A 19,290-nucleotide genomic window follows, 5' to 3' on the forward strand; every position below is an offset into this window, starting at 1 on the left:
ACGGGTGACGAACGCTCCACGCGGACGCCGGCCGCCGCACGGCGCCCCCGTGATCGACCGGGCCTTCGCGCTGCTCGGCGCCTTCTCCGCGACCCGCCGGGCGATGACGCTGGCCGAGCTGAGCCGGGCCACCGGCACGCCGCCGAGCACGGCGCTGCGGCTGGCCCGCCGCCTGCTCCACTGGGGCGCGCTGGAACGCGACGGCGGCGGCCGGTACGTGATCGGGCTGCGGCTGTGGGAGCTCGCCTCGCTCGCGCCGCGCGGGCACGGGCTGCGCGAGGCCGCGCTGCCGTACATGGAGGATCTGTACGAGGCCACGCACCAGCACGTGCTGCTGGCGGTGCGCGACGGGCACGAGGCCCTGCTGGTGGAGCGGCTGTCGGCCAGGGACGCCGTCGACGTGCTCTACCGGGTCGGCGGGCGGCTGCCGCTCCACTCGACCGGCGTCGGCCTGGTGCTGCTGGCGCACGCCGAGCCCGAGCTCCAGGACCGGGTGCTGGCGGAGCCGCTGGTGCACGAGCCCGAGGGGCTGCCCGTCTCACCGGCCGCGCTGCGGCGGACGCTGGCGCGGGTGCGCCAGACGGGGCTGGCGGTGGCCGAGCGGTCGGAGCCGGGGCCGCTCCTCACCGTCGCCGCGCCCGTCCGCGGCGCCGACGACGGGGTGGTGGCGGCGCTGTCGGTGGTGGTCCCCGCCTCCGGCGCCGAGCCACGCGCCCTCGCCCCCGCCTTGCGCGCCACCGCCCGCGCCCTCTCCCGCAGCCTCGGCTCCCCTCGCGCCTCCTGAATGCCATGGCACGTACGGGACATTTCGCCGCAAGCCCCAGGACATTACTGTCCGGTGGCTACCGTTGCTGCCGTGGCGCACGTACGGAAAGCCAACAGAGGGCCCAGCGCGGCGGCGGAGAACCGCGCGGCGCTCGTCACCGCGGCCCGGGAGCTGTTCGCGACCGCCGGGTTCGGCGCTCCGCTGAGCGCGGTCGCGCGGCGGGCAGGTGTGGGGCAGGGCAGCCTCTACCGCCACTTCCCCGACCGGGCGAGCCTGGCCCTGGCGGTGTTCGACGGAAACGTGACCGAACTGGAATCGCTCGCCGCCGAACGGACGACCACGCTCGACGACCTGTTCGCGCGGATCATCGAGCAGACCGTCGCCTCGGTGGCGTTCCTCGACCTGGTCACCTCGGCCGACGAGCGCATGGCCGCGGTGCGCACCCGGGTGGCCCGGCTGCTGGCCGGCAAGCTCGACCAGGCGCGGCGCGAAGGGACCGTGCGCCCCGACGTCACGGCCGACGACCTGCTGCTGGTCATCGCCATGCTGGCCGGGGTGCTGTCCAGCGCTTCGGCGGAGGCCCGGCCGGCCGCAGCCGAGCGGTCCTGGGCCCTGCTGCGCCGCTCGATCCGCCCCTGACGCCCGTTCCGTTGATCATTGTCCTCCGGATCGCCAGTACCCTGGCTGAGCGGGTCCATGGGCCGTTGCCAGTGAACTCCCAGCTAGAGGCATTAGCCTCGTTCCGCATGAAACGGGTGGCCCCGGGACGCCATCCGGCTGAGACATGCCTCGGAGACGCAAGAGATGAAGATCCGGTACATGCTGTTGCACGCCTACGGCATGGGCGGGACCATCCGCACCGTGGTCAACCAGGCGAACGCCATGGCGGCCGCGGGTCACGACGTGGAGATCGTCAGCGCGGTCCGCCGGCGGACCAAGCCGCAGTTCGCCATCGATCCGCGGGTGAAGGTGTGGGCCCTGGTCGACCAGCGGACGGCGGTCGAGACCGACTCCCTGGCCCGCAAGGTGTGGCGCCGGGCGCGGGGCAAGATCGTGCCCGCGGGCGAGTTCGCCGCCGGCTACTTCACCGAGCGCGTGGAGCGCGCGGTCATCGACTACGTCAGCCCGCTGAGCGACGGCATCCTGGTGACCACCCGCCCGGCGCTGAACCTCATCGCCGCCCGCCGGGCCACGTCCGGCGTGATCCGGGTGGCCCAGGACCACATGAACCTGGGCTCGTACCGGAAGCCCGTGCGGGAGCAGATCAGCCGCCACTACAGCCGCTTCGACGCGGTCGTGGTGCTGACCGAGACCAGCCGCGCCGAATACCGCGAGGCGCTCCCCGGCTGCCCGGTCATCCGCATCCCCAACGGGATCCCGATGGCGGGGCGCGTGCACTCCGACCACACCGCACCGGTGGTGATCGCGGTGGGCCGGCTGGTCAAGCAGAAGGGCTTCGACTACCTCATCAAGGCGTTCGCGTCGATCGCGGACGAGCGCCCCGAGTGGGAGCTGAAGGTCTTCGGCACCGGCCCGTCCGAGGAGAAGCTGCGCGAGCGCATCGAGGAGGCGGGCCTGACCGGCCGGTTCAAGCTGATGGGCCGCACCGAGACGATCCACGACGAGATGGCCGCGGCGTCGATCTACGCGCTCAGCTCGCGCATCGAAGGCCTGCCGATGGCGATGATCGAGGCGATGGGCCACGCGCTGCCGGTGGTGGCCTTCGACTGCCCGACCGGCCCGGCGGACGTGCTGACGCACGACGTGGACGGGGTGCTGGTGCCGCCGCGCGACCCGGAGGCGCTGGGCGCCGCGCTGTCTCGCCTGATGGGCGACATCGACACCCGCCGGCGGCTGGGCGCCGCCGCGGCGAGGACCGCCCAGAGCTACTCGCCCGAGGTCGTCATGCCGCTGTGGGAGGACCTGTTCACCGCGCTGCACAACGGCGAGCGCCTCGACGACCCCCGCTGGACGTCACGCTGACCGGAAAAACCGGTTCCGCGTCACCCTCGCGATCATTAGACTCGCCGCCGTACCGCGCGCCGCAGTGGCGCGCTCCGACGTGTGAGGGGAGCCCGCCGTGCGCCACCACAGCACCGCGGCGGCCGCCGTCCCCCCGTCGCGGTACGAGGTGATCCTGGTGTCTCCGGCGGCCCGGTGCCGGCTGCGCGCCCGCCACCGGACGCCGTGACGAACCCCTGATCCTCCCGGGGCGGGGCCCTGCTCTGCCCTGCCCCTTTTCTCGTCCGGCACATCGCGCCGTCCTGTTCTCCATCCCGCAAGAAGGGTCATGGACCGTGCGCCGTCACACCACTCGATCGCCTGCCGTCGTCCGCAACCTGGGCATCCTCGCCCACGTCGACGCCGGCAAGACCACCCTGACCGAACGCGTCCTGTACGCCACCGGCGCCACCTACAAGCGCGGCGAGGTGCACGACGGGACGACCGTCACCGACTTCGACGCCCAGGAGCGCGACCGCGGCATCACGATCTTCGCCGCGGCCGTGAGCTGCGAGTGGGCCGGACACCGGATCAACCTCATCGACACTCCCGGACACGTCGACTTCTCCGACGAGGTGGAGCGCTCGCTGCGGGTGCTCGACGGCGCCGTCGCCGTGTTCGACGGGGTCGCGGGCGTCGAGCCGCAGAGCGAGTCGGTGTGGCGGCGGGCCGACCGCCACGGCGTGCCGCGCGTCGCCTTCGTCAACAAGCTGGACCGGGCGGGCGCCGACCTGGACACGGCCGTCGCCTCGATCCGCGACCGGCTGCGGGTGACGCCGCTGGTCGCGCAGCTGCCGATCGGCCGCGAGCACGATTTCACCGGCGTCGTCGACCTGCCGCGCATGCGGGCCCTGACCTGGGATCGGGACGTGCTCAGGGAAGGCCCGGTGCCGGACGACCTGCTGGACGAGGCGCGGCGGCGCCGCAGACTGCTGGAGGAGGCCGTGGCCGAGCTGCACCCGGGCGCGCTGGAGGAGTTCTGCGCAGGACCGGAGATCTCCGCCGGCACGCTCCAGGCGGCGCTGCGCGACCTCACCCGCTCCGGTGACGGCGTCGTGGTGCTGTGCGGGTCCGCGTACCGGAACCGGGGCGTCGAGCCGCTGCTGGACGCCGTCGTCGCGTACCTGCCCTCGCCGCTGGACGTGCCGCCGGTGCGCGGCACGCACGCCGGCGCGGAGCAGGAGCGCGCCGCCGACCCCGAGGCGCCGCTCGCGGCGCTGGCCTTCAAGGTCAGCTCCACCGCGACCGGCCGGCTGACGTTCCTGCGGCTGTACGCGGGGACGCTGCGCAAGGGTGACACGGTGCTGGACGCGGGCGCGGATCGCACCGAACGGGTCGCCCGCATCCTGCGGGTGCAGGCCGACCGGCACACCGAGGTGGACCGGGCGGTCGCCGGGGACATCGTCGCGGTGGCCGGGCCGAAGGCGGCGCGTCCCGGCGCGACGCTGTGCGCGCGGGAGGCGCCGCTGCTGCTCGAACCGCCGTCGGCGACCGAGCCCGTGGTGTCCGTGGCCGTCGAGCCGCGCCGGAGCACCGACGCCGGGCGGCTGACGTCGGCGCTGGCGCGGCTGACGGACGAGGACCCGTCCCTGTCCGTACGGACCGATCCCGAGACCGGGCAGACGCTGCTGTCCGGCCTGGGCGAGCTGCACCTGGAGGTGGCGGTGGAGAAGGTGCGCCGCGAGCACGGGATGGCGGTCGCCGTGGGCCGGCCCCGGGTGGCGCTGCGCGAGACGGTCGTGCGCGGCGTGTCCGGACTCCTCTACCGACATGTCAAGCAGGACGGCGGGGCCGGGCAGTTCGCGCACGTGGTGCTCGACGTGGAGCCGGGCACCGGGTTCGCGTTCGAGTCGGCGGTGACCGGCGGCCGGGTGCCGCGCGAGTACGTGCGCGCGGTGGCGGCGGGCTGCCGCGACGCGCTGGCCGAGGGCCCGCTCGGCGGGCACCCGGTGACCGGCCTGCGCGTCACGCTGACCGACGGCGCCACGCACGTGAAGGACTCCTCCGAGACGGCCTTCCGCGCGGCGGGCCGGCTGGGCCTGCGCGAGGCGCTGCGGTCCTGCGTGATGGCGCTGCTGGAGCCGGTGGTCGAGGTCACGGTGACGGTGCCTGAGGAGGCCGCGGGCGGCGTGCTGGGCGACCTGGCCGCCCGGCGCGGCCGGATCAGCGGCACGGCGGCGAAGGCCGGCACGGTGGTGGCCACCGCCACGGTGCCGCTGGCCGAGGTGTTCGGCTACGCCACCCATCTGCGCAGCCGTACGCAGGGCCGGGGCACGTTCACCACCCGTGCCGCGGGCTACGCCCGGATGCCGTGACGGCCGGGGCCGGTCCCTCCTTTTGGGGGGACCGGCCTTTCGCTGAAGGAAACCTGAAGCATCCCGTAAGAGGGCATCGGCAGCCTTGGGGACATGAACACGGCGGGCCCGGAGAAAGGGCCCGTATCGGGAAGAAGGAGTACGAGATGACGAGCAGGCTGGTGGTTTCCGCCTTCGTTTCGCTGGACGGTGTCATGCAGGCTCCCGGCGGGCCCGGCGAGGACGACGACAACGGCTTCAAGCACGGCGGCTGGCTGGCCCCGCACGTGGACGAGGGGTTCAACCGCATCATGGGCGACCAGCTCGACCGCGCGGACGGCATGCTGCTGGGCCGCAGGTCGTACGACATCCTCTCCTCGTACTGGCCGCACGTGTCCGACGAGGACGGCGGCGCCGAGATCAACAGCATGCGCAAGTACGTCGCCACCAGGTCGCCGATGACGGCCGAGTGGCGCAACACCGAGGTGCTGGCGGGCGAGGCCGCGCAGACGGTCGCCGACCTGAAGCGGCGCACCGACGGCGAGATCATCACCCAGGGCAGCAGCGACCTCATCCGCACGCTGCAGAGGGCCGAGCTGGTCGACGAGTACCGCCTGATGGTCTTCCCCGTCGTCCTCGGGGAGGGCAAGCGGATGTTCGCCGAGGGCACCCTCCCGGCCGGGCTCAAGCTCACCGGCTGCACCACCACCGACGCGGGCGTCGTCTACATGACCTACGCGTGGACGGGCGACCCCGTGTACAGCTCCGTCGCCTAGCCCGGGCGGGACTCCTCACCTTCGTCAGGGGTGTCACTGGACGTTCGGCGGATCCGGCAGGGGTAACGGGCTTCGTACGGTGCTTGCCCATGAAGTCCTTTCTGGCCGGTTTCTCCCTGCTCCTGGCCCTCACCCCCGCCGCCCTCGACGGAGACGCCCGCGTGCCGGGCGAGCTCACGGCCGCCGCCGTCGACGCCTACGCCCGGCAGGCGATGGAGTCGACGGGCGTGCCCGGCATGTCGCTGGTGGTGACCAGGGACGGCGAGGTCGTGCACGCGGCCGGGTACGGGCACGACTCCCGCGGCGCCCCGATCACCGCCGGCACCCCGATGCGGGTGGCCTCGGTCAGCAAGTCGTTCACCGCGGCGGCGGTCATGACGCTCGTCGAGCGGGGCGAGATCCGGCTCGACGAGCCGGTCGCCGCGCAGCTTCCCGGGTTCCGCATGGCCGACCCGCGGGCGGCCGGGATCACCGTGCGGCAGCTGCTCAACCAGACCTCCGGCCTGTCCGACACCTCGGTGGACGTCACGGATCTGGGCGACGCCGCCTCGCTCGCGGACTACACCTCGCGGCTGGCCGACGACCGGCTCGCGGCCGCCCCCGGCACCCGCTGGGAGTACTGCAACGTCAACTACAACCTGGCCGCCAGGCTGGTCGAGACCGCGAGCGGCCGCCGCTTCGGCGACTACCTGCGCGAGCGGATCTTCACCCCGCTGGGCATGACGTCCAGCGCGGTCAGCGACGAGGTCGTCAGACCGGCCGACGGCCGTAACTCGATCTTCGGCCTCTGGCTGCCCCGTCCCGAGCTGGACGGGTTCCTGGACGAGAGCGGCAGCGGCGGCGTCATCACCACCGCCGCCGACATGGGCAGGTGGCTGAGGCTCCACACGGGCGACGGCCGCCCCCTGGTGCAGCGGCAGAGCCTGGAGACCATGCACGCCCCCTCCGGGATCCACGAGTACGGGATGGGCTGGAGCCCCGACCGCGAGTCCGGCCTGCTCGTGCACTCGGGCAACCTGTTCACCTACAACGCCGTCCAGGCGATCTCCCCCGGGACGGGGTACGGGTTCGCGGTCATGACGGACAGCGCCGGGCTGACGGACGAGACCTACGCGGTCATGACGGGCCTCGTGGCCATGAGCGAGGGCCGGGCGCCCGAGGTGCCCGGAGGCGACCGGCAGCTGTTCGAGGCGGTGCTGGCCGCGGTCACGCTGCTGGCGGCGGGCCTCGGGATCACGGGCGCGCTCCGGGCGCGGCGCTGGGCCGCCGAGCGGGCGGGCAGGCCGCGGTGGCGGATCGCGGTGCGCCTGGTCCCGGCGCTGCTGCCGGTCGCGCTGCTGGCCGCCTATCCGGACCTGGTCTCGACCCTCATGAACGGGCGGACCGTCACCTGGGCCCAGGTCACGTACTACGCCGCCCCGCTGTCGATCGCGCTGCTGGCGGCCGCGGCCGCCGGGGTGCTGGTGACGATCACGCGGCTGGTCCGGCTCGCGAGTTGATGAGAGCAGCTCATGTTTGGGCCTTGCCGGGTCCTTGAGGGCGGCGGATGCTGAGTGCACCCCCCACTTGTGAGGTGTCCGTGAAGAGCCTCCGATCCCTCGTCCGCATCACCTCCGGCCTCGTCCTCCTGGCCGGCTCGCTGATCGCGCAGAGTTCCGCGCCGGCGACCGCCACCTCCGCCACCACCCCGGCCACCGCTTCGGCCGCCGCCGACGTGCGCGGCCTCGTCGACGCCCACAGCCACCTGTTCTCGTACGAGGCGTTCGGCGGCATGCTGATGTGCGGCAAGCCGTTCGATCCCGACGGCATCGCCAAGGCGCTGCGCGACTGCCCCGACCACCTGCCGAACGGCGAGCTGGCCTGGTTCGAGAACTTCACCCGCACCGGCTCGCCCACCGGCACCCACGACCCGGTGGGCTGGCCGACGTTCCGCGACTGGCCCGCGCACGACTCGCTGACCCACCAGCAGGCGTACTACACCTGGGTGGAGCGGGCCTGGCGCGGCGGGCTGCGGGTGATGGTCAACCACCTGGTCGCCAACCGCCAGCTGTGCGCCATCTACCCGCTGCGACGCCACGGCTGCGACGAGATGGACTCCATCAGGCTCCAGGCCCAGCGCGCCCGCGAACTGCAGGCCCACATCGACGCCGAGCACGGCGGGCCGGGCCGGGGCTGGTTCCGGATCGTCCGCGACCCCGCCGAGGCGCGGCAGGTCGTCCAGGCGGGCAAGCTGGCCGTGGTGCTCGGCGTGGAGACCTCCGAGCCGTTCGGCTGCCGGCAGGTCCTCGGCATCTCCGCGTGCACGCGGGCGCAGATCGACCGCGGCCTCGACGAGATGTACGAGCTGGGCGTGCGCAGCATGTTCGCCTGTCACAAGTACGACAACGCGCTGTGCGGGGTGCGGTTCGACTCGGGCACCCAGGGCGCGATCGTGAACATCGGCAACCTGCTCGGCACCGGCAGGTTCTGGCAGGCGCGCACCTGCACCACCGCCGAGCACGACAACACCATCGAGCCCGCGGGCGTGCTGCCCGGTCAGATCGCCCGCCTGCTGCCGCCGGGCGTCTCGCTGCCCATCTATCCCGCGGCCCCGCACTGCAACACGCGCGGCCTGACCTCGCTCGGCCAGTACATGATCGAGGGCATGATGCGGCGCGGCATGATGATCGAGGTCGACCACATGAGCGTCAAGGCCGCCGACAGCGCTCTCGACCTGCTCGAAGCCGCCGGTTACCCGGGCGTCATCTCCTCCCACAGCTGGACCGACCCGCACTACCTGGACCGCATCTACGCCCTCGGCGGCATGGTCACCCAGTACGGCCACGACGCCGAGCACTTCGTGGACGAGTGGCGGCGCACCGAGCCTCTCCGGCAGGCCCACCAGGTGCCGGGTTACGGGTACGGGCTGGACGCCAACGGCATGGGCCGCCTCCCCGCGCCCCGGGCCGGCAACGCGTCGAACCCGGTCACGTACCCCTTCACCTCCCTCGACGGCGTCACCCTCGACCGCCAGCGCACCGGCGAGCGGGTCTGGGACGTCAACCAGGACGGCGTCGCGAACTACGGCCTGGTGCCCGACTGGATCGAGGACATGCGGATCATCGCCGGCCCGGAGATCGTCCAGGACCTGGCCGCCGGCGCCGAGTCCTACCTCCGCACCTGGGCCTCAGCCACCCAGCACGCAAGCCTCCGCTGACACCCTCCGCCCACCCCGTCCTTCCGGGGTGGGCACTCCTCGGCTCGCGTCCAAGCCCGGGTGAGACTAGGTCCGCGTCAGGTCCAGGTGACGACCCAGTAGGCGACGCCGAACGGGTCCTCCTCGTGCAGGACCTGGGCCTGCCATGGCCGGTCCTCGCAGGCGGCGGCCATGACCTGCCAGGCGGCCCGCCCGGCGACCAGGGCGCGCTCGCAGGCGGCGGGATCCAGGCGCAGCAGCGCGCCGGCGTCGGCCGCCGTGAGCGCGGCCCCGATCCGGGCGTCGAGCTCGATCGCGGACGGGTCGAGATGACCGGGAGCCTTCTCACTCCGCCGAGCGCTGCCGTCGGCGACGACCAGCAGCCCGGCCGGACGCCCGCCCTCCCTCAGCTCACGGCCGAGCTCAAGGCAACGGTCACGCGACTCATGACGACCCACCCCCCGCAAGGTCCACGGCACCGGACACCCTCCCAGCAGGGACCGCCCGACGGCGAGCGACACGGGAAGAAGATCCTCCACCGTCTCCCCCGCGCCGTCTCTCCCCCCGAGCCCAGCCGACCCCTGCACGCTCTCGCCACCCGGCCCGGACACCTCTGAGTAAGCACCCTCGGGCAGCACCTCGTCGCCCCGCCGCTCGTCGGGCGCGGACCGGCGGTCATGATGCGGCCGTCGCCAGCCCGGTGCCACGCGTTGTTCGGGGCCGGGGGCGTCGGGCGGGAACGGGCGGGTGGCGGGCGCGCCGCCCACCACGACGATCTCCTCCGCCCCCTGGTCGAGCAGCGCGGTGACGGCCGCGGCCATCGCCTCGCGCGTCTTCGCGACCTCCCGCACGGGCCCGCCGGTGACGCCGGGCAGCAGCAGCGGCGCGCCGGGAACGGTCGCCGCCGCGACGATCATGCCAGCCCCCGTACGGTGCGCGCGGGCGGGCGGACGCCGCGCGTCACCGCGACCATGTCGAGCACCTGCCGCGTCTCGGGCACGTTGTGCGCCCGGAACACCAGCGCCCCCTGCCAGGCGCACAGCGCGGTCACGGCGAGCGTGCCCATCAGCCGCTCCCCCACGGGCAGGTCGAGCGACTCGCCCACGAAATCCTTGTTGGACAGTGACACCAGCACCGGCCAGCCGGTGGCCACCAGCTCGTCGACGCGCCGGGTCACCTCCAGGCTGTGCCAGGTGTTCTTGCCGAAGTCGTGAGCCGGGTCGATGATCAGACGCTCGCGCGGCACCCCGGCCGCCATCGCCCGCTCGGCCAGCGCGACGGTCCGCTCGATCACGTCGGCCACCACGTCGTCGTACTCCACCCGGTGCGGCCGGGTGCGCGGCTCGACCCCGCCGGTGTGGGCGCACACCAGCCCCGCACCGAACTCGGCGGCCACCTCGGCCAGCTTGGGATCGGCCCCGCCCCAGGCGTCGTTGAGCAGGTCGGCCCCGGCCTGGCAGACCTCGCGGCCCACCTCGTGACGCCAGGTGTCGACGCTGATCACCAGGTCGGGGTGGCGCTCGCGCACCTCGGCCACGAACGGGGCGGTGCGCTCGATCTCCTCGCGCACGTCGACGTCGCCGCCGGGCGCCGCCTTCACTCCGCCGATGTCGACGATGTCGGCCCCCTCGGCCACCACCTGGTCGACCCGGCGCAGCGCCTCCTCGCGGGCGAACGTGGCGCCGCGGTCGTAGAAGGAGTCGGGGGTGCGGTTGACGATCGCCATCAGCAGCGGCGTCTCTCCGAACGTCCGGGAGCCGAGCGTGAGCCTCATCCGTCCCTCTCCGGCACGACGCCGTCCCTGACGCGGCAGAACATCGCTCCATCCTACGCCAGCGCCCCGGGGACCGCCCTGCGCGGGGACGAAACACCGCACTTCACCACTCCCGCAGCGCGGCGGCCGATCCGCGGTTATCGTCGCAGTCAATCGCAGCGCGCAACCCCCCGGGATCTGCCATGGCCAGCGGAATACGTCACATAGCGGAGCGCGTCACCCTCACCCTCACGGTGGGCCTGGGCGCGGTGGTCTCGGCCGCCGCCCTGTTCGGCTGGTTCGACCCGGGCATGCTCGGCGCGGCCATTCCGAAGATCACGCTGCTCATCCTGAGCACGGTGACGCTCTTCCTGCTCCTGGAGCTGGACCGGCTCAGGGCGATCGAGAAGATCAAGGACCTGATCGTCACCCTCGACGTCGAGGCCATCGCCCGCGACCGCAAGGTCTCCCACTACGGCGGCGTCATCCGGATCCACCGCCGCTTCGCCGAGGACGTGTTCATCGACCACCTGGTCACGGCCAGGCGCGAGGCCGCGATCCTGCAGACGTGGATACCTCACCTGCACCGGCTGGAGGACGCGCTGGAGGAGGCCCTGCACCGCGGCGTCCGGGTGCGCGTCCTGCTCCTGCATCCCCGGTCGGCCGTGGCCAAGCTCCGGGAGGAGGCGCTTCGGGTGGTGCGCGACCCGGCGCTCGAAGAGGACGTGCCGGCGAACGTGGAGCGGTGCCTGTCCGTCCTCGCCTCGGTGCACAAGAAGGCCGGGGCGAACAAGCACCTGCTCGGCGTCCGCATCTACGACTCCCTGCCGTCGATAGCCGTCTACCGGGCCGACGACCGCTACTTCGTCAGCTCGTTCCTGCACGGCAAGCTGGCCGTCGACTCGACGCAGTTGGAGATCGACGGCGCCGACACCCCGATGGGCGCGGAGATCCAGGGCGAGCTGGACATGCTCTGGGCCGTCGGCCACGACGTCGACCTCTCCGACTGGCGCACATCACTCAAGGACATCCCGCCCAGGAGGCCCACATGAAGGAGCTGGACGCGTTCGAGGACGACCTCGTCGCGCGGTTCGAGCGGCACCCGGTGCTGGCCGGCGCGGCCCTGCTCTCCGCCGACGGCTTCGCCGCCGTGCTGCTCCAGCGGCGGTTCCTGTCGCTCGCCTTCACCCCCGCCTACGACCTGGCCATCGACCTGCTGGAGGACGAGTCCAGCCGCCGGATCGCGCGCGTCATCCTGCGCGAGGAGTACCCCGGCGGCGACGGCCGCGTGCCCTCGCACCGGGAGGACATGAAGGCGGACATGCTCCGGCTGGGCGTGTCCAGGAAGGCGCTGGTGGAGACCGCGCCGACCGCCGTCACGGTGGAGGCGACCACCGCGATCTTCCGGCTGATCGCCGAGGCGGGCCGCGGGCCCGACGCCGACCTGAGGCTCGTGACGATCCTGCGGTTCTGGGGCGAGATCCTGGTGGCGGCCGAGTACGGGCGGCTCTGGCCGAGGATGGCCCAGGCGCTGACCGGCGACGGCGTGAACCGGTCGAGGTTCTACCATCCCCATCTCGTCCACGACGCCAAGGCGCACCCCCTCGGCGCGGAGTCCCTCCCGTCCGCGACGCACTCCGACCAGCTCGGCGCCCGGCTGGCCGAGCTGGTCACCGGGGAGGAGTCCGCGGCGGGCTTCCGCGAGACCGAGCAGCGGGTCCTGCGGATCAAGACGGACTTCTACGACCAGTTCCTGCCCCTGGTCCCGGCGCCGAACTGACGGACGGGCCGGCGGCCCGCGCGGGGCCGCCGGCCACGCCGGCTATCGGGTGGTCACGGGGCTGCCGGTGACGGCGGCGGACCAGTAGAGCGCCCGGGCGACCTGCGGGAACAGGCCCTTCGGGTGGTTGCGGAACAGCGGCTCGGTGCCGAAGAGCACCACCGCCGCGCCCCGCTCGTCCCGCCCGCTCACCACGGCCGCCTGACCAGCCGCCGCGTCCTGGCCGCCGGTGCCGTCCGGGTTCGGACGCCAGTGGCCGGAGACGAGCGGGTCGCCGGCCGCGTACGACTGCTCGACCGTCACCTCGGGCCCGAGGCCGGTGAACCAGCGCGGCGAGTAGACGAACGCGTGGGCGGGCGCGTCACCGGCCACCTGCCCGTCGCCGTTCGTCACCCTGACGACGCCGTTGGCGTCGCCCCGGCCCGCCACGGAGGTCGCGGTGAGCAGCCCCGCGGCGGCGTTGAAGGCCGCGCCGGTGCCGCCGCGCGTGACCACGCCGCCGCTCGCGAGGAACGCGTCGAGCGCCGCCCTGGCCTGCGGGTCGAGCGCGGCGTAGCTGAGCCCGCTGGAGACGACCAGCACGTCGGTACCGCTCCAGTCGAAGCCGGCGTTGAGCACCGCGGTGGAGACCGGGGTGACGGCGAAGCCCAGCTCGCGCAGCGTGAACAGCTCGTCGGCGGAGACCGCCGCGGCGACGCGGACCGCCGTCAGCGGGACGCCGTCGCCCGAGCGCGCCTTGGTGAAGGCCACCCCGTAGCGGTCGGCCACGGTCCTGGCAGCGCCACGGGCCCCGGCGGGTACCACCACGGCGCCGTCCGCCCAGACCGCCTCGACCCCCTGGGAGAGCAGGTCGTTCACGGCCCGCACCTCCTTGGCGTCACGTACGGCCAGCGCCAGCGGCCCGCGCCCGTCCGGCACGGACCCGGTCGGCGCGGCCGCGCTCACCGGCACGCCGAGCACGTGGAGCGAGCCGGAGGTGACGGTGTCCACCGTGGCGCCCCAGAGCAGGGCGTGGCTCCAGCCGGAGATGTCGTACATGGCGTCGACCCGTGGGGAGATGTCCTGCCCCGGCTCCAGCATCACGTTCGCCAGCCCTCGCTTGGGCTGGCGCATGTCGACCACGTACGAGCCCGCCGGATAGGTCTTCCCGCCGGCCCGGAACGGCAGCTTCGCCCGCTCCACCCGGACGTCGTTGGCGACCAGGTGGTCCACCAGGCGGGCCGCCGCGGTGGCCGAGCGCTGCGCGTTGCCCGCCGGGATGACGTACGCGCGCGGGTAGGTGGTGGTGTAGACGTCCTCGGGCCCGAACCCGGGCACGATGCCCAGCGGCACCTCCTTGGCCGGCTCTCCCGCCGCGCCGCGCCTGAACACCTCGATCTGGTCGGCGATGATCCGGTCGTGCCGGGAGTCCACGAACGCGTACGTGGCCCGGACGGCCGCGGCGGCGATGTCGACGTTGATGGCCGAGCGGCGGCGCAGCTCCTCGACGGGCCGGTTGGTGTAGTCGGAGCCGTTCACCCGCATCGGGAACTCGATCGTGTGCGAGGCGACCGCCCCCTGGAACGGCGCGTACTGCGGGGTGAAGATCGGCGGCCAGTCGTCCCAGCCCTCGGCGGAGTCCCGGAACGGGATCTGCGGCGGGAACACCCCGTCCGCCTCCGGCGTGTAGCCGAGCGCCAGGATGGCCGCCTCGATGCCCAGGCCGTTGGGGTAGGCGTTGGTGATGAACAGGTCGTACTCGTAGTTCGCGCCGTGCGGCGGCGTGGTGGGCTCGACGAGCGTGCCGTTGACGTACCCGTGCAGGTCGAGCATGGCCACCGGCTGCGTGTCGATCATGATCTGGCGCATCGCCCTGACCTCGGGCTGGGAGGCCGTGATGAAGTCGCGGTTCAGGTCGAACCCGGCGCCGTTCTGCCGGGTCCCGGCGATCCGGCCGTCGGGGTTGGCGGTCACGTTGAAGTACAGCCTGGTCCGCCCCAGCAGGGCGGCGGTCCTGGGGTCGGTGCTGGTGGCGAGCTCCTCGATCACGCGCAGGACGGCGTCGGTGCCCTCCCACTCGTTGCCGTGGATGTTGCCGTTGAAGAAGACCGGCGCCTTGTACTTCTTGACGAGCTTCCGGTCGCGGGCCGCCCCGGCGGGGTCGTTCTCGATGCGCTCGCGGATCCGGTCCTGCTCGCGCGCCTCGCCGCGGCTCTCGGGCGCGGTGACGGTCACCAGGTAGAGGTCGTGGCCGTTGTGGCTGCGGCCGGTGATCTCGGCGCTCACCCGGTCGCTGCGCCGCTGCAGGTCGTTCAGCTTGGCGGCGATGCCGTGGTACGGGACGAGACCGAGTTTGATGGCGGCGTCGGCGGGGTTCTCGGCGGGGACGGGCAGCGTGTTCCGCCGGGGGTAGCCCTGGTCATGGCCGGGACGGCGGCGGAAGTCCTCGCCGGGGGCGGCGCGCAGGGCGGAGGCCCGCTCGCCGGCCCCCGCGGCCTCCTCGTTGCGGTCCGGCCCGTTGCCGAAGTCCCGGGACGGCGGTGCGGGTTGCTGGACGGGTTCGGCGACGGCCACTCCTGAGGTGAGGAGCGCGGCGGATACGGCGACGGCCGCTATGGCGACGGGTAAGCGCACGGGGCCTCCACGGATGTAGTGCGACTGCGCGTAGACAACGGTCCGAGATCCCCTCACCACAAGACTGCGTGATCATAGCGACGCATAATCCATGCCAAACCGTCACCGATCGCCCAAGTGGCCCCAGAAATGCGCAAGTTTCGCATGCTTGGGCCCCGCGGCCCGCGCACAGCGCGGGCCGCAGGGCCGGCGGTCAGTGCGAGAACGCCTGGAACTCGGCGGCCCTGACCTGGTCGCGGGCCGGGCTGGCCGTTCCGCAGTCGGTCGCCGAGTTGGGGTCCTCGTCCTGCTCTCCGGCGTACAGCGGGTTGCCCGTGCACTGGGTGGTCAGCGCGCGGATCATGAGGTGGGTGGCGTCGGTGGCGGGCACGCGGAACGACTTGATGAGCAGGTCGGCTCCGCGGGGCCGGGGCAGCGCCGTGTCGAAGGCGTCCGCCCGGCTGGTGTAGATCTTCCTGAACTTCGCCGGATCGGCGCAGTCCTTGGCGCAGGCCAGCACCTCGAACGAGCGCAGGGCCGAGAACCGGTTCTGGCCGCCCGGGTCGGCCGGGTCGTTGACGTTGGGCCGCAGCATGGCGCTCACCTGGACGCGGCGGATCTTGACGGGCTTGTCGCCCGCCAGGTCCACGGTGACCGACTTGCCGGCCGGGGCGCCGGTGAGCGAGGCCCAGTTCGTGGCCTCGGTCTCGTCGATGAGCCTGCCGTGGTTGACGCCGTCGCCCGCGGCCGTGGCGCCGGCCGAGCCGGAGGCGTGGTTGCGGGTCAGGGCCAGCGGGAGCGGCAGCGTGACGCCGGGCACCACCGCGCCCTTGATCCTGGTGTGCCCGAAGCCGGCTCCGGTGACCACGAAGTCGTACACGCCGGGCGTCATCTCGACGGTGTCGCCCAGCTCGGTGGCCGGGTCGGTGTCGGCGACCGGCACCGCGCGGCCCTCGTAGTCGCCCACGTACAGCCGCAGCGCCGCGCCCTTGGCCTCGCCCAGCGGCTTGAGCTTGAGCGAGCCGTTGCGGCCTTCGGGGTCGACGAAGCTCGGCGTCGGGTCCGGGTCGCCGGAGCCGTTGCTGGCCGCGGCCGCGCCCAGGCCCCGAGCGGCGAACGCGCGCCACATGATGTCGTGGTTCCTGCCGCCGAACCGGATGGTGTCGGCGGCGAGCAGCGCGTCGCGGTGGTCGACGTAGCTGACCGCGCCGGAGGCCATGAGCAGCAGCGCGTCGAACGAGATCTGCGCCCAGCGCCGGTTGCCCGGGCACTTGTCCACCGGCCTCTTGCCGTCCGCGCACTCCCGCTGCTGCTTGGCGGTGCCCTTGCCGTACCTCTTGACGAACGCCTCGCGCACGTCGAACTGGGTCGCCGTCCAGATCTCGCCGTCGGCGTGGACCTGCTGGCCCACCAGGTCGTAGGCGATGTCGCTGTAGTTCAGCGGCGACTTGGACATGTCGTAGTTGCGGATGCCACGCTCCGGGTCACCGGTGACGTACCCGCCGGTCACGTACGGGGTCTTGCCCGCGGGGCGGAACCCGTACTCGAACAGGTACTCCATCGAGATCAGGTCGGAGGTGCTCTCGTTCATGGCGCCGGCCTGGGCGCCGCTCCAGCCGGCGTTCGGGCCGCCGATCATGCGGCCGGAGATCGCGTGGCTGTACTCGTGCCCGATCACGGACATGTCGTAGTCGCCGTCCACGCACGGCGCGTAGAAGGCGCCGGCGATGGGCTGCCACAGGTACATGTTGGTGATCGGCGCGACCCCGTCGGGGCCGGTGATCTGGTTGGCGTTGTCGCGCACGATCAGGTCGCGCGCGCCGGCCTGCGCGTTGCCCTGTTCGGGGTCGCCGCCGAGCCCGCCGCGCTCGCCGTTGTCCTGCTGCATGTTCCACGCGGTCTCGGTGAAGCCGAGCCGGTAGGACCAGTCGTGCATGCGGTTGTGCATCACGTGCAGGTTGGCGATCGCGGCCTCCAGGTCGGCCTCGCCCTCCTGGTCGAACACGGCCGGGTTGCACTTGGCCTCGAACCAGGTGTTGCGCCACGGGTACTGGTAGTTCCGGCTCGGCGTGAGCACGTTGCTGCGGGTGCCGACGGTGAACGGGTCGCCGCTGGCGCGGTTCTCGTACGTGCGCGCGGCGTTGCCGAGGCTGGTGCCGGTGGGCTGGTCCGTGGCGTGGTCCACGTCCCACGCCTTGCCGGTCGCCGGGTCGCCGCCGGGCACGTAGTCACAGCCGCGCTCGCCCTCGTGGCACCAGGTCTCGCGGGTGTCGCGGGAGGAGTAGTTCGCCGGCGGGTTGGCGGGGAAGACGTCCCACTTCGGGTTGTCCGCGTCGTGGTGGTGGTCGACGAGGTTCTCGCGGACCAGGATCTGGCCGCTCACCGCGTCCACGTGCGTGGTGTACGCGGCCGCCTCGCCGTCGGCGCCGCCGATCAGGACGACCTCGTACGCGCTGTGCACGCCGTCGGGCGCGGGCACCGCGACCTTGGTGACCCGCTTGGTGACGGCGGTGGCCAGGTCGATCTCGCCGTCCCTCGCCGCGATCTCCAGCGCCTGCTGCTCGCTGAGCGTGGCCGCGGGCGGCGCGGCGCTCTCGCGTGACAGCGTCGAGGTGACGTGCCGTACGGTCCCGTCATGGACGCCGACGGCGACCATGCCGTCCACCCCGGCGGGCAGGTCGCCGAAGCGCTGGCGCAACAGCACGGCGTGGCCGTCGCCGATCGGGTTGACGGCGACCTTCTCCAGCGCGTCGACCGCCTCGGCGGACAGGCCGAACAGCCGCTCGTTGTTCTTGAGGTACGCGCGCGCGGCCTGCTCGGGGTCTGACCCGAGGCCCTCGGCGAGCGGTTGGGCGGCGGTGACGACGGCAGGGGTGCCGAGAGCGTTCCATCGGACGGTCGCCTCGGGCGCGGCGGTGCGCGCGTTGGCCCCGATCGGCGGCGGGACCGTTCCCTGCCGGTTGTCGACGTCGGGTTTGCCGTGTTCCTCTGCTTGGAAGTCGTGGACGATCGGGTCGTTGCCGGCGGTTCGGGTCTGCTCGCTCAGGGCCGGCGTGGCGAGGGGCAGGACTAACGCCGCGGTGGCGGCGACGACAACGGTGCTGCGTAACCAGGGTATGGTCGGCACGTTTTCCCTCCAGTGGTGCCCGGGACGCGCGGTTTCACCCGCATCCGCAAGAGGTAGCACCGGCCGGATGGCCTGACAAGATCTTGTCAAGCACGAAAAATCGGCGTATAAGCAGATACACCCGTTTAGCTGGCTTTTTTGTATGTCCAAATGTGGACAAAGCTTGTTCCTTGGCAGTTCTCCATCTTGGAGATTGCCCTGCCTGTTGAGAGCCTGGGTTGAGGCGTTCCTGCGAGCCCAGAGGCAGGTGGGTGAGAGTTGGAGACTCGCCTCGATGGAGGCAACGACGGGGGCGCGACCCGCTTGGGCGCGACAGTGAGGAGGACCGTGCGCTCGTGGACCCCGGCCGTCCACGAGCTGCTGAGACACCTGGAGCGCGTCGGCTTCGCCGGGGCGCCGCGCGTGGTCGGCGTCGACAGCCAGGGGCGGGAGGTCCTGACCTTCCTCGAAGGCGAGACGCTGGGCACCCGCCAGGTGTGGCCCGAGTGGACCCGCACCGAGGACGCGCTGCGGCAGGTGGCCTGGTGGCTGCGTGACTACCACAAGGCCGTGGCGGGGTTCGTGCCGCCGCCGGACGCGGCCTGGCGCGGCGGCGGGCGCTGGCGGCCCGGTCTGATCATCGCGCACAACGACGCCAGCCCGTTCAACGCCGCCTGGCACGACGGCCGCCTGACCGGCTTCTTCGACTGGGACTTCGCCGGCCCGGTCTCGGTGGAGTCCGACGTGGCGTGGATGGCGCTGAGCTGGGTGCCGCTGCACTCCCGGCACGTGGCCGCCGCGGAGGGCTTCACCGCGTTCGAGGCCAGGCCCAAGCGGCTGCGGCAGTTCCTGTCGGCGTACGGCTGGGGCGGCGACCCGCAGGTGATCGTCAACGAGATCCAGGCGCGGATGACCGCCCGCGCGCTGGCGATCCGCCGCGGCGCCGCCGCCGGCGACATCCTCTACACCAAGCTGCTGCGCCTCGGCACCGCCGACGACATGGACCGTGCCGTACGCGAGCTGAACGACTTCAGCGCGGCCAGGTAG

At 72.8% G+C, this 19,290-nt stretch carries 14 protein-coding genes; 10 read left to right on the forward strand and 4 right to left on the reverse strand.

Annotated features, from left to right (window positions below; all coding sequences use genetic code 11):
• Positions 1 to 4 precede the first annotated feature (4 nt).
• From ACIBF7_RS22080 to ACIBF7_RS22110, 7 genes are all read left to right on the forward strand, one after another.
• Entirely contained in the window at positions 5 to 784 is a 780-nt protein-coding gene (locus ACIBF7_RS22080) for an IclR family transcriptional regulator (RefSeq protein WP_397198001.1), read from the forward strand.
• A 72-nt stretch (positions 785 to 856) separates the two neighbouring features.
• A complete protein-coding gene (locus tag ACIBF7_RS22085; RefSeq protein WP_271278686.1) occupies positions 857 to 1,405 on the forward strand; it encodes a TetR/AcrR family transcriptional regulator in 549 nt (182 codons plus the stop codon).
• Between the two features lie 165 nt (positions 1,406 to 1,570).
• Positions 1,571 to 2,749 carry a glycosyltransferase family 4 protein gene (locus ACIBF7_RS22090; RefSeq protein ID WP_219552385.1) on the forward strand — a complete coding sequence of 393 codons (1,179 nt, stop codon included), beginning with the start codon at positions 1,571 to 1,573 and terminating at the stop codon, positions 2,747 to 2,749.
• Between the two features lie 314 nt (positions 2,750 to 3,063).
• On the forward strand, positions 3,064 to 5,082 hold the full coding sequence (gene fusA, locus ACIBF7_RS22095; RefSeq protein ID WP_397198002.1) for an elongation factor G: 2,019 nt from the start codon (positions 3,064 to 3,066) through the stop codon (positions 5,080 to 5,082).
• Positions 5,083 to 5,228: 146 nt separating this feature from the next.
• The gene (locus ACIBF7_RS22100; protein WP_397198003.1) at positions 5,229 to 5,837 is read left to right on the forward strand and encodes a dihydrofolate reductase family protein; all 609 of its coding nucleotides are present in this window, start codon (positions 5,229 to 5,231) and stop codon (positions 5,835 to 5,837) included.
• 89 nt (positions 5,838 to 5,926) lie between these two features.
• Positions 5,927 to 7,336 carry a serine hydrolase domain-containing protein gene (locus ACIBF7_RS22105; RefSeq protein ID WP_397198004.1) on the forward strand — a complete coding sequence of 470 codons (1,410 nt, stop codon included), beginning with the start codon at positions 5,927 to 5,929 and terminating at the stop codon, positions 7,334 to 7,336.
• An 80-nt stretch (positions 7,337 to 7,416) separates the two neighbouring features.
• Positions 7,417 to 9,033, forward strand: coding sequence for a membrane dipeptidase (locus ACIBF7_RS22110; protein ID WP_271278691.1), 1,617 nt, complete (start codon positions 7,417 to 7,419; stop codon positions 9,031 to 9,033).
• Positions 9,034 to 9,110: 77 nt separating this feature from the next.
• On the opposite strand, the gene ACIBF7_RS22115 is transcribed toward ACIBF7_RS22110, so the two are convergent.
• Positions 9,111 to 9,929, reverse strand: coding sequence for a hypothetical protein (locus tag ACIBF7_RS22115; RefSeq protein ID WP_397198005.1), 819 nt, complete (start codon positions 9,927 to 9,929; stop codon positions 9,111 to 9,113).
• Entirely contained in the window at positions 9,926 to 10,786 is an 861-nt protein-coding gene (folP, locus tag ACIBF7_RS22120) for a dihydropteroate synthase (RefSeq protein ID WP_397198006.1), read from the reverse strand. Before folP ends, ACIBF7_RS22115 begins: the two co-directional genes overlap by 4 nt.
• 182 nt (positions 10,787 to 10,968) lie before the next feature.
• Here folP and ACIBF7_RS22125 point away from each other — a divergent pair, with 182 nt between their 5' ends.
• On the forward strand, positions 10,969 to 11,817 hold the full coding sequence (locus ACIBF7_RS22125) for a hypothetical protein (protein WP_148033263.1): 849 nt from the start codon (positions 10,969 to 10,971) through the stop codon (positions 11,815 to 11,817).
• Positions 11,814 to 12,545 (forward strand): hypothetical protein, encoded by a 732-nt coding sequence (locus ACIBF7_RS22130; RefSeq protein ID WP_397198007.1) that lies wholly within the window; start codon positions 11,814 to 11,816, stop codon positions 12,543 to 12,545. The genes ACIBF7_RS22125 and ACIBF7_RS22130 overlap by 4 nt, the downstream gene beginning before the upstream one ends.
• A 42-nt stretch (positions 12,546 to 12,587) precedes the next feature.
• Here the strand turns inward: ACIBF7_RS22130 and ACIBF7_RS22135 are convergent, their stop codons facing one another.
• Positions 12,588 to 15,158 (reverse strand): M14 family zinc carboxypeptidase, encoded by a 2,571-nt coding sequence (locus ACIBF7_RS22135; protein ID WP_397198008.1) that lies wholly within the window; start codon positions 15,156 to 15,158, stop codon positions 12,588 to 12,590.
• A 193-nt stretch (positions 15,159 to 15,351) separates the two neighbouring features.
• Entirely contained in the window at positions 15,352 to 18,264 is a 2,913-nt protein-coding gene (locus ACIBF7_RS22140) for a M36 family metallopeptidase (RefSeq protein WP_397198009.1), read from the reverse strand.
• 327 nt (positions 18,265 to 18,591) lie between these two features.
• Here ACIBF7_RS22140 and ACIBF7_RS22145 point away from each other — a divergent pair, with 327 nt between their 5' ends.
• Entirely contained in the window at positions 18,592 to 19,290 is a 699-nt protein-coding gene (locus ACIBF7_RS22145) for a phosphotransferase (RefSeq protein WP_219552138.1), read from the forward strand.

Source organism: Nonomuraea sp. NPDC050478 (assembly GCF_044458265.1).
GTDB lineage: Bacteria > Actinomycetota > Actinomycetes > Streptosporangiales > Streptosporangiaceae > Nonomuraea > Nonomuraea ferruginea.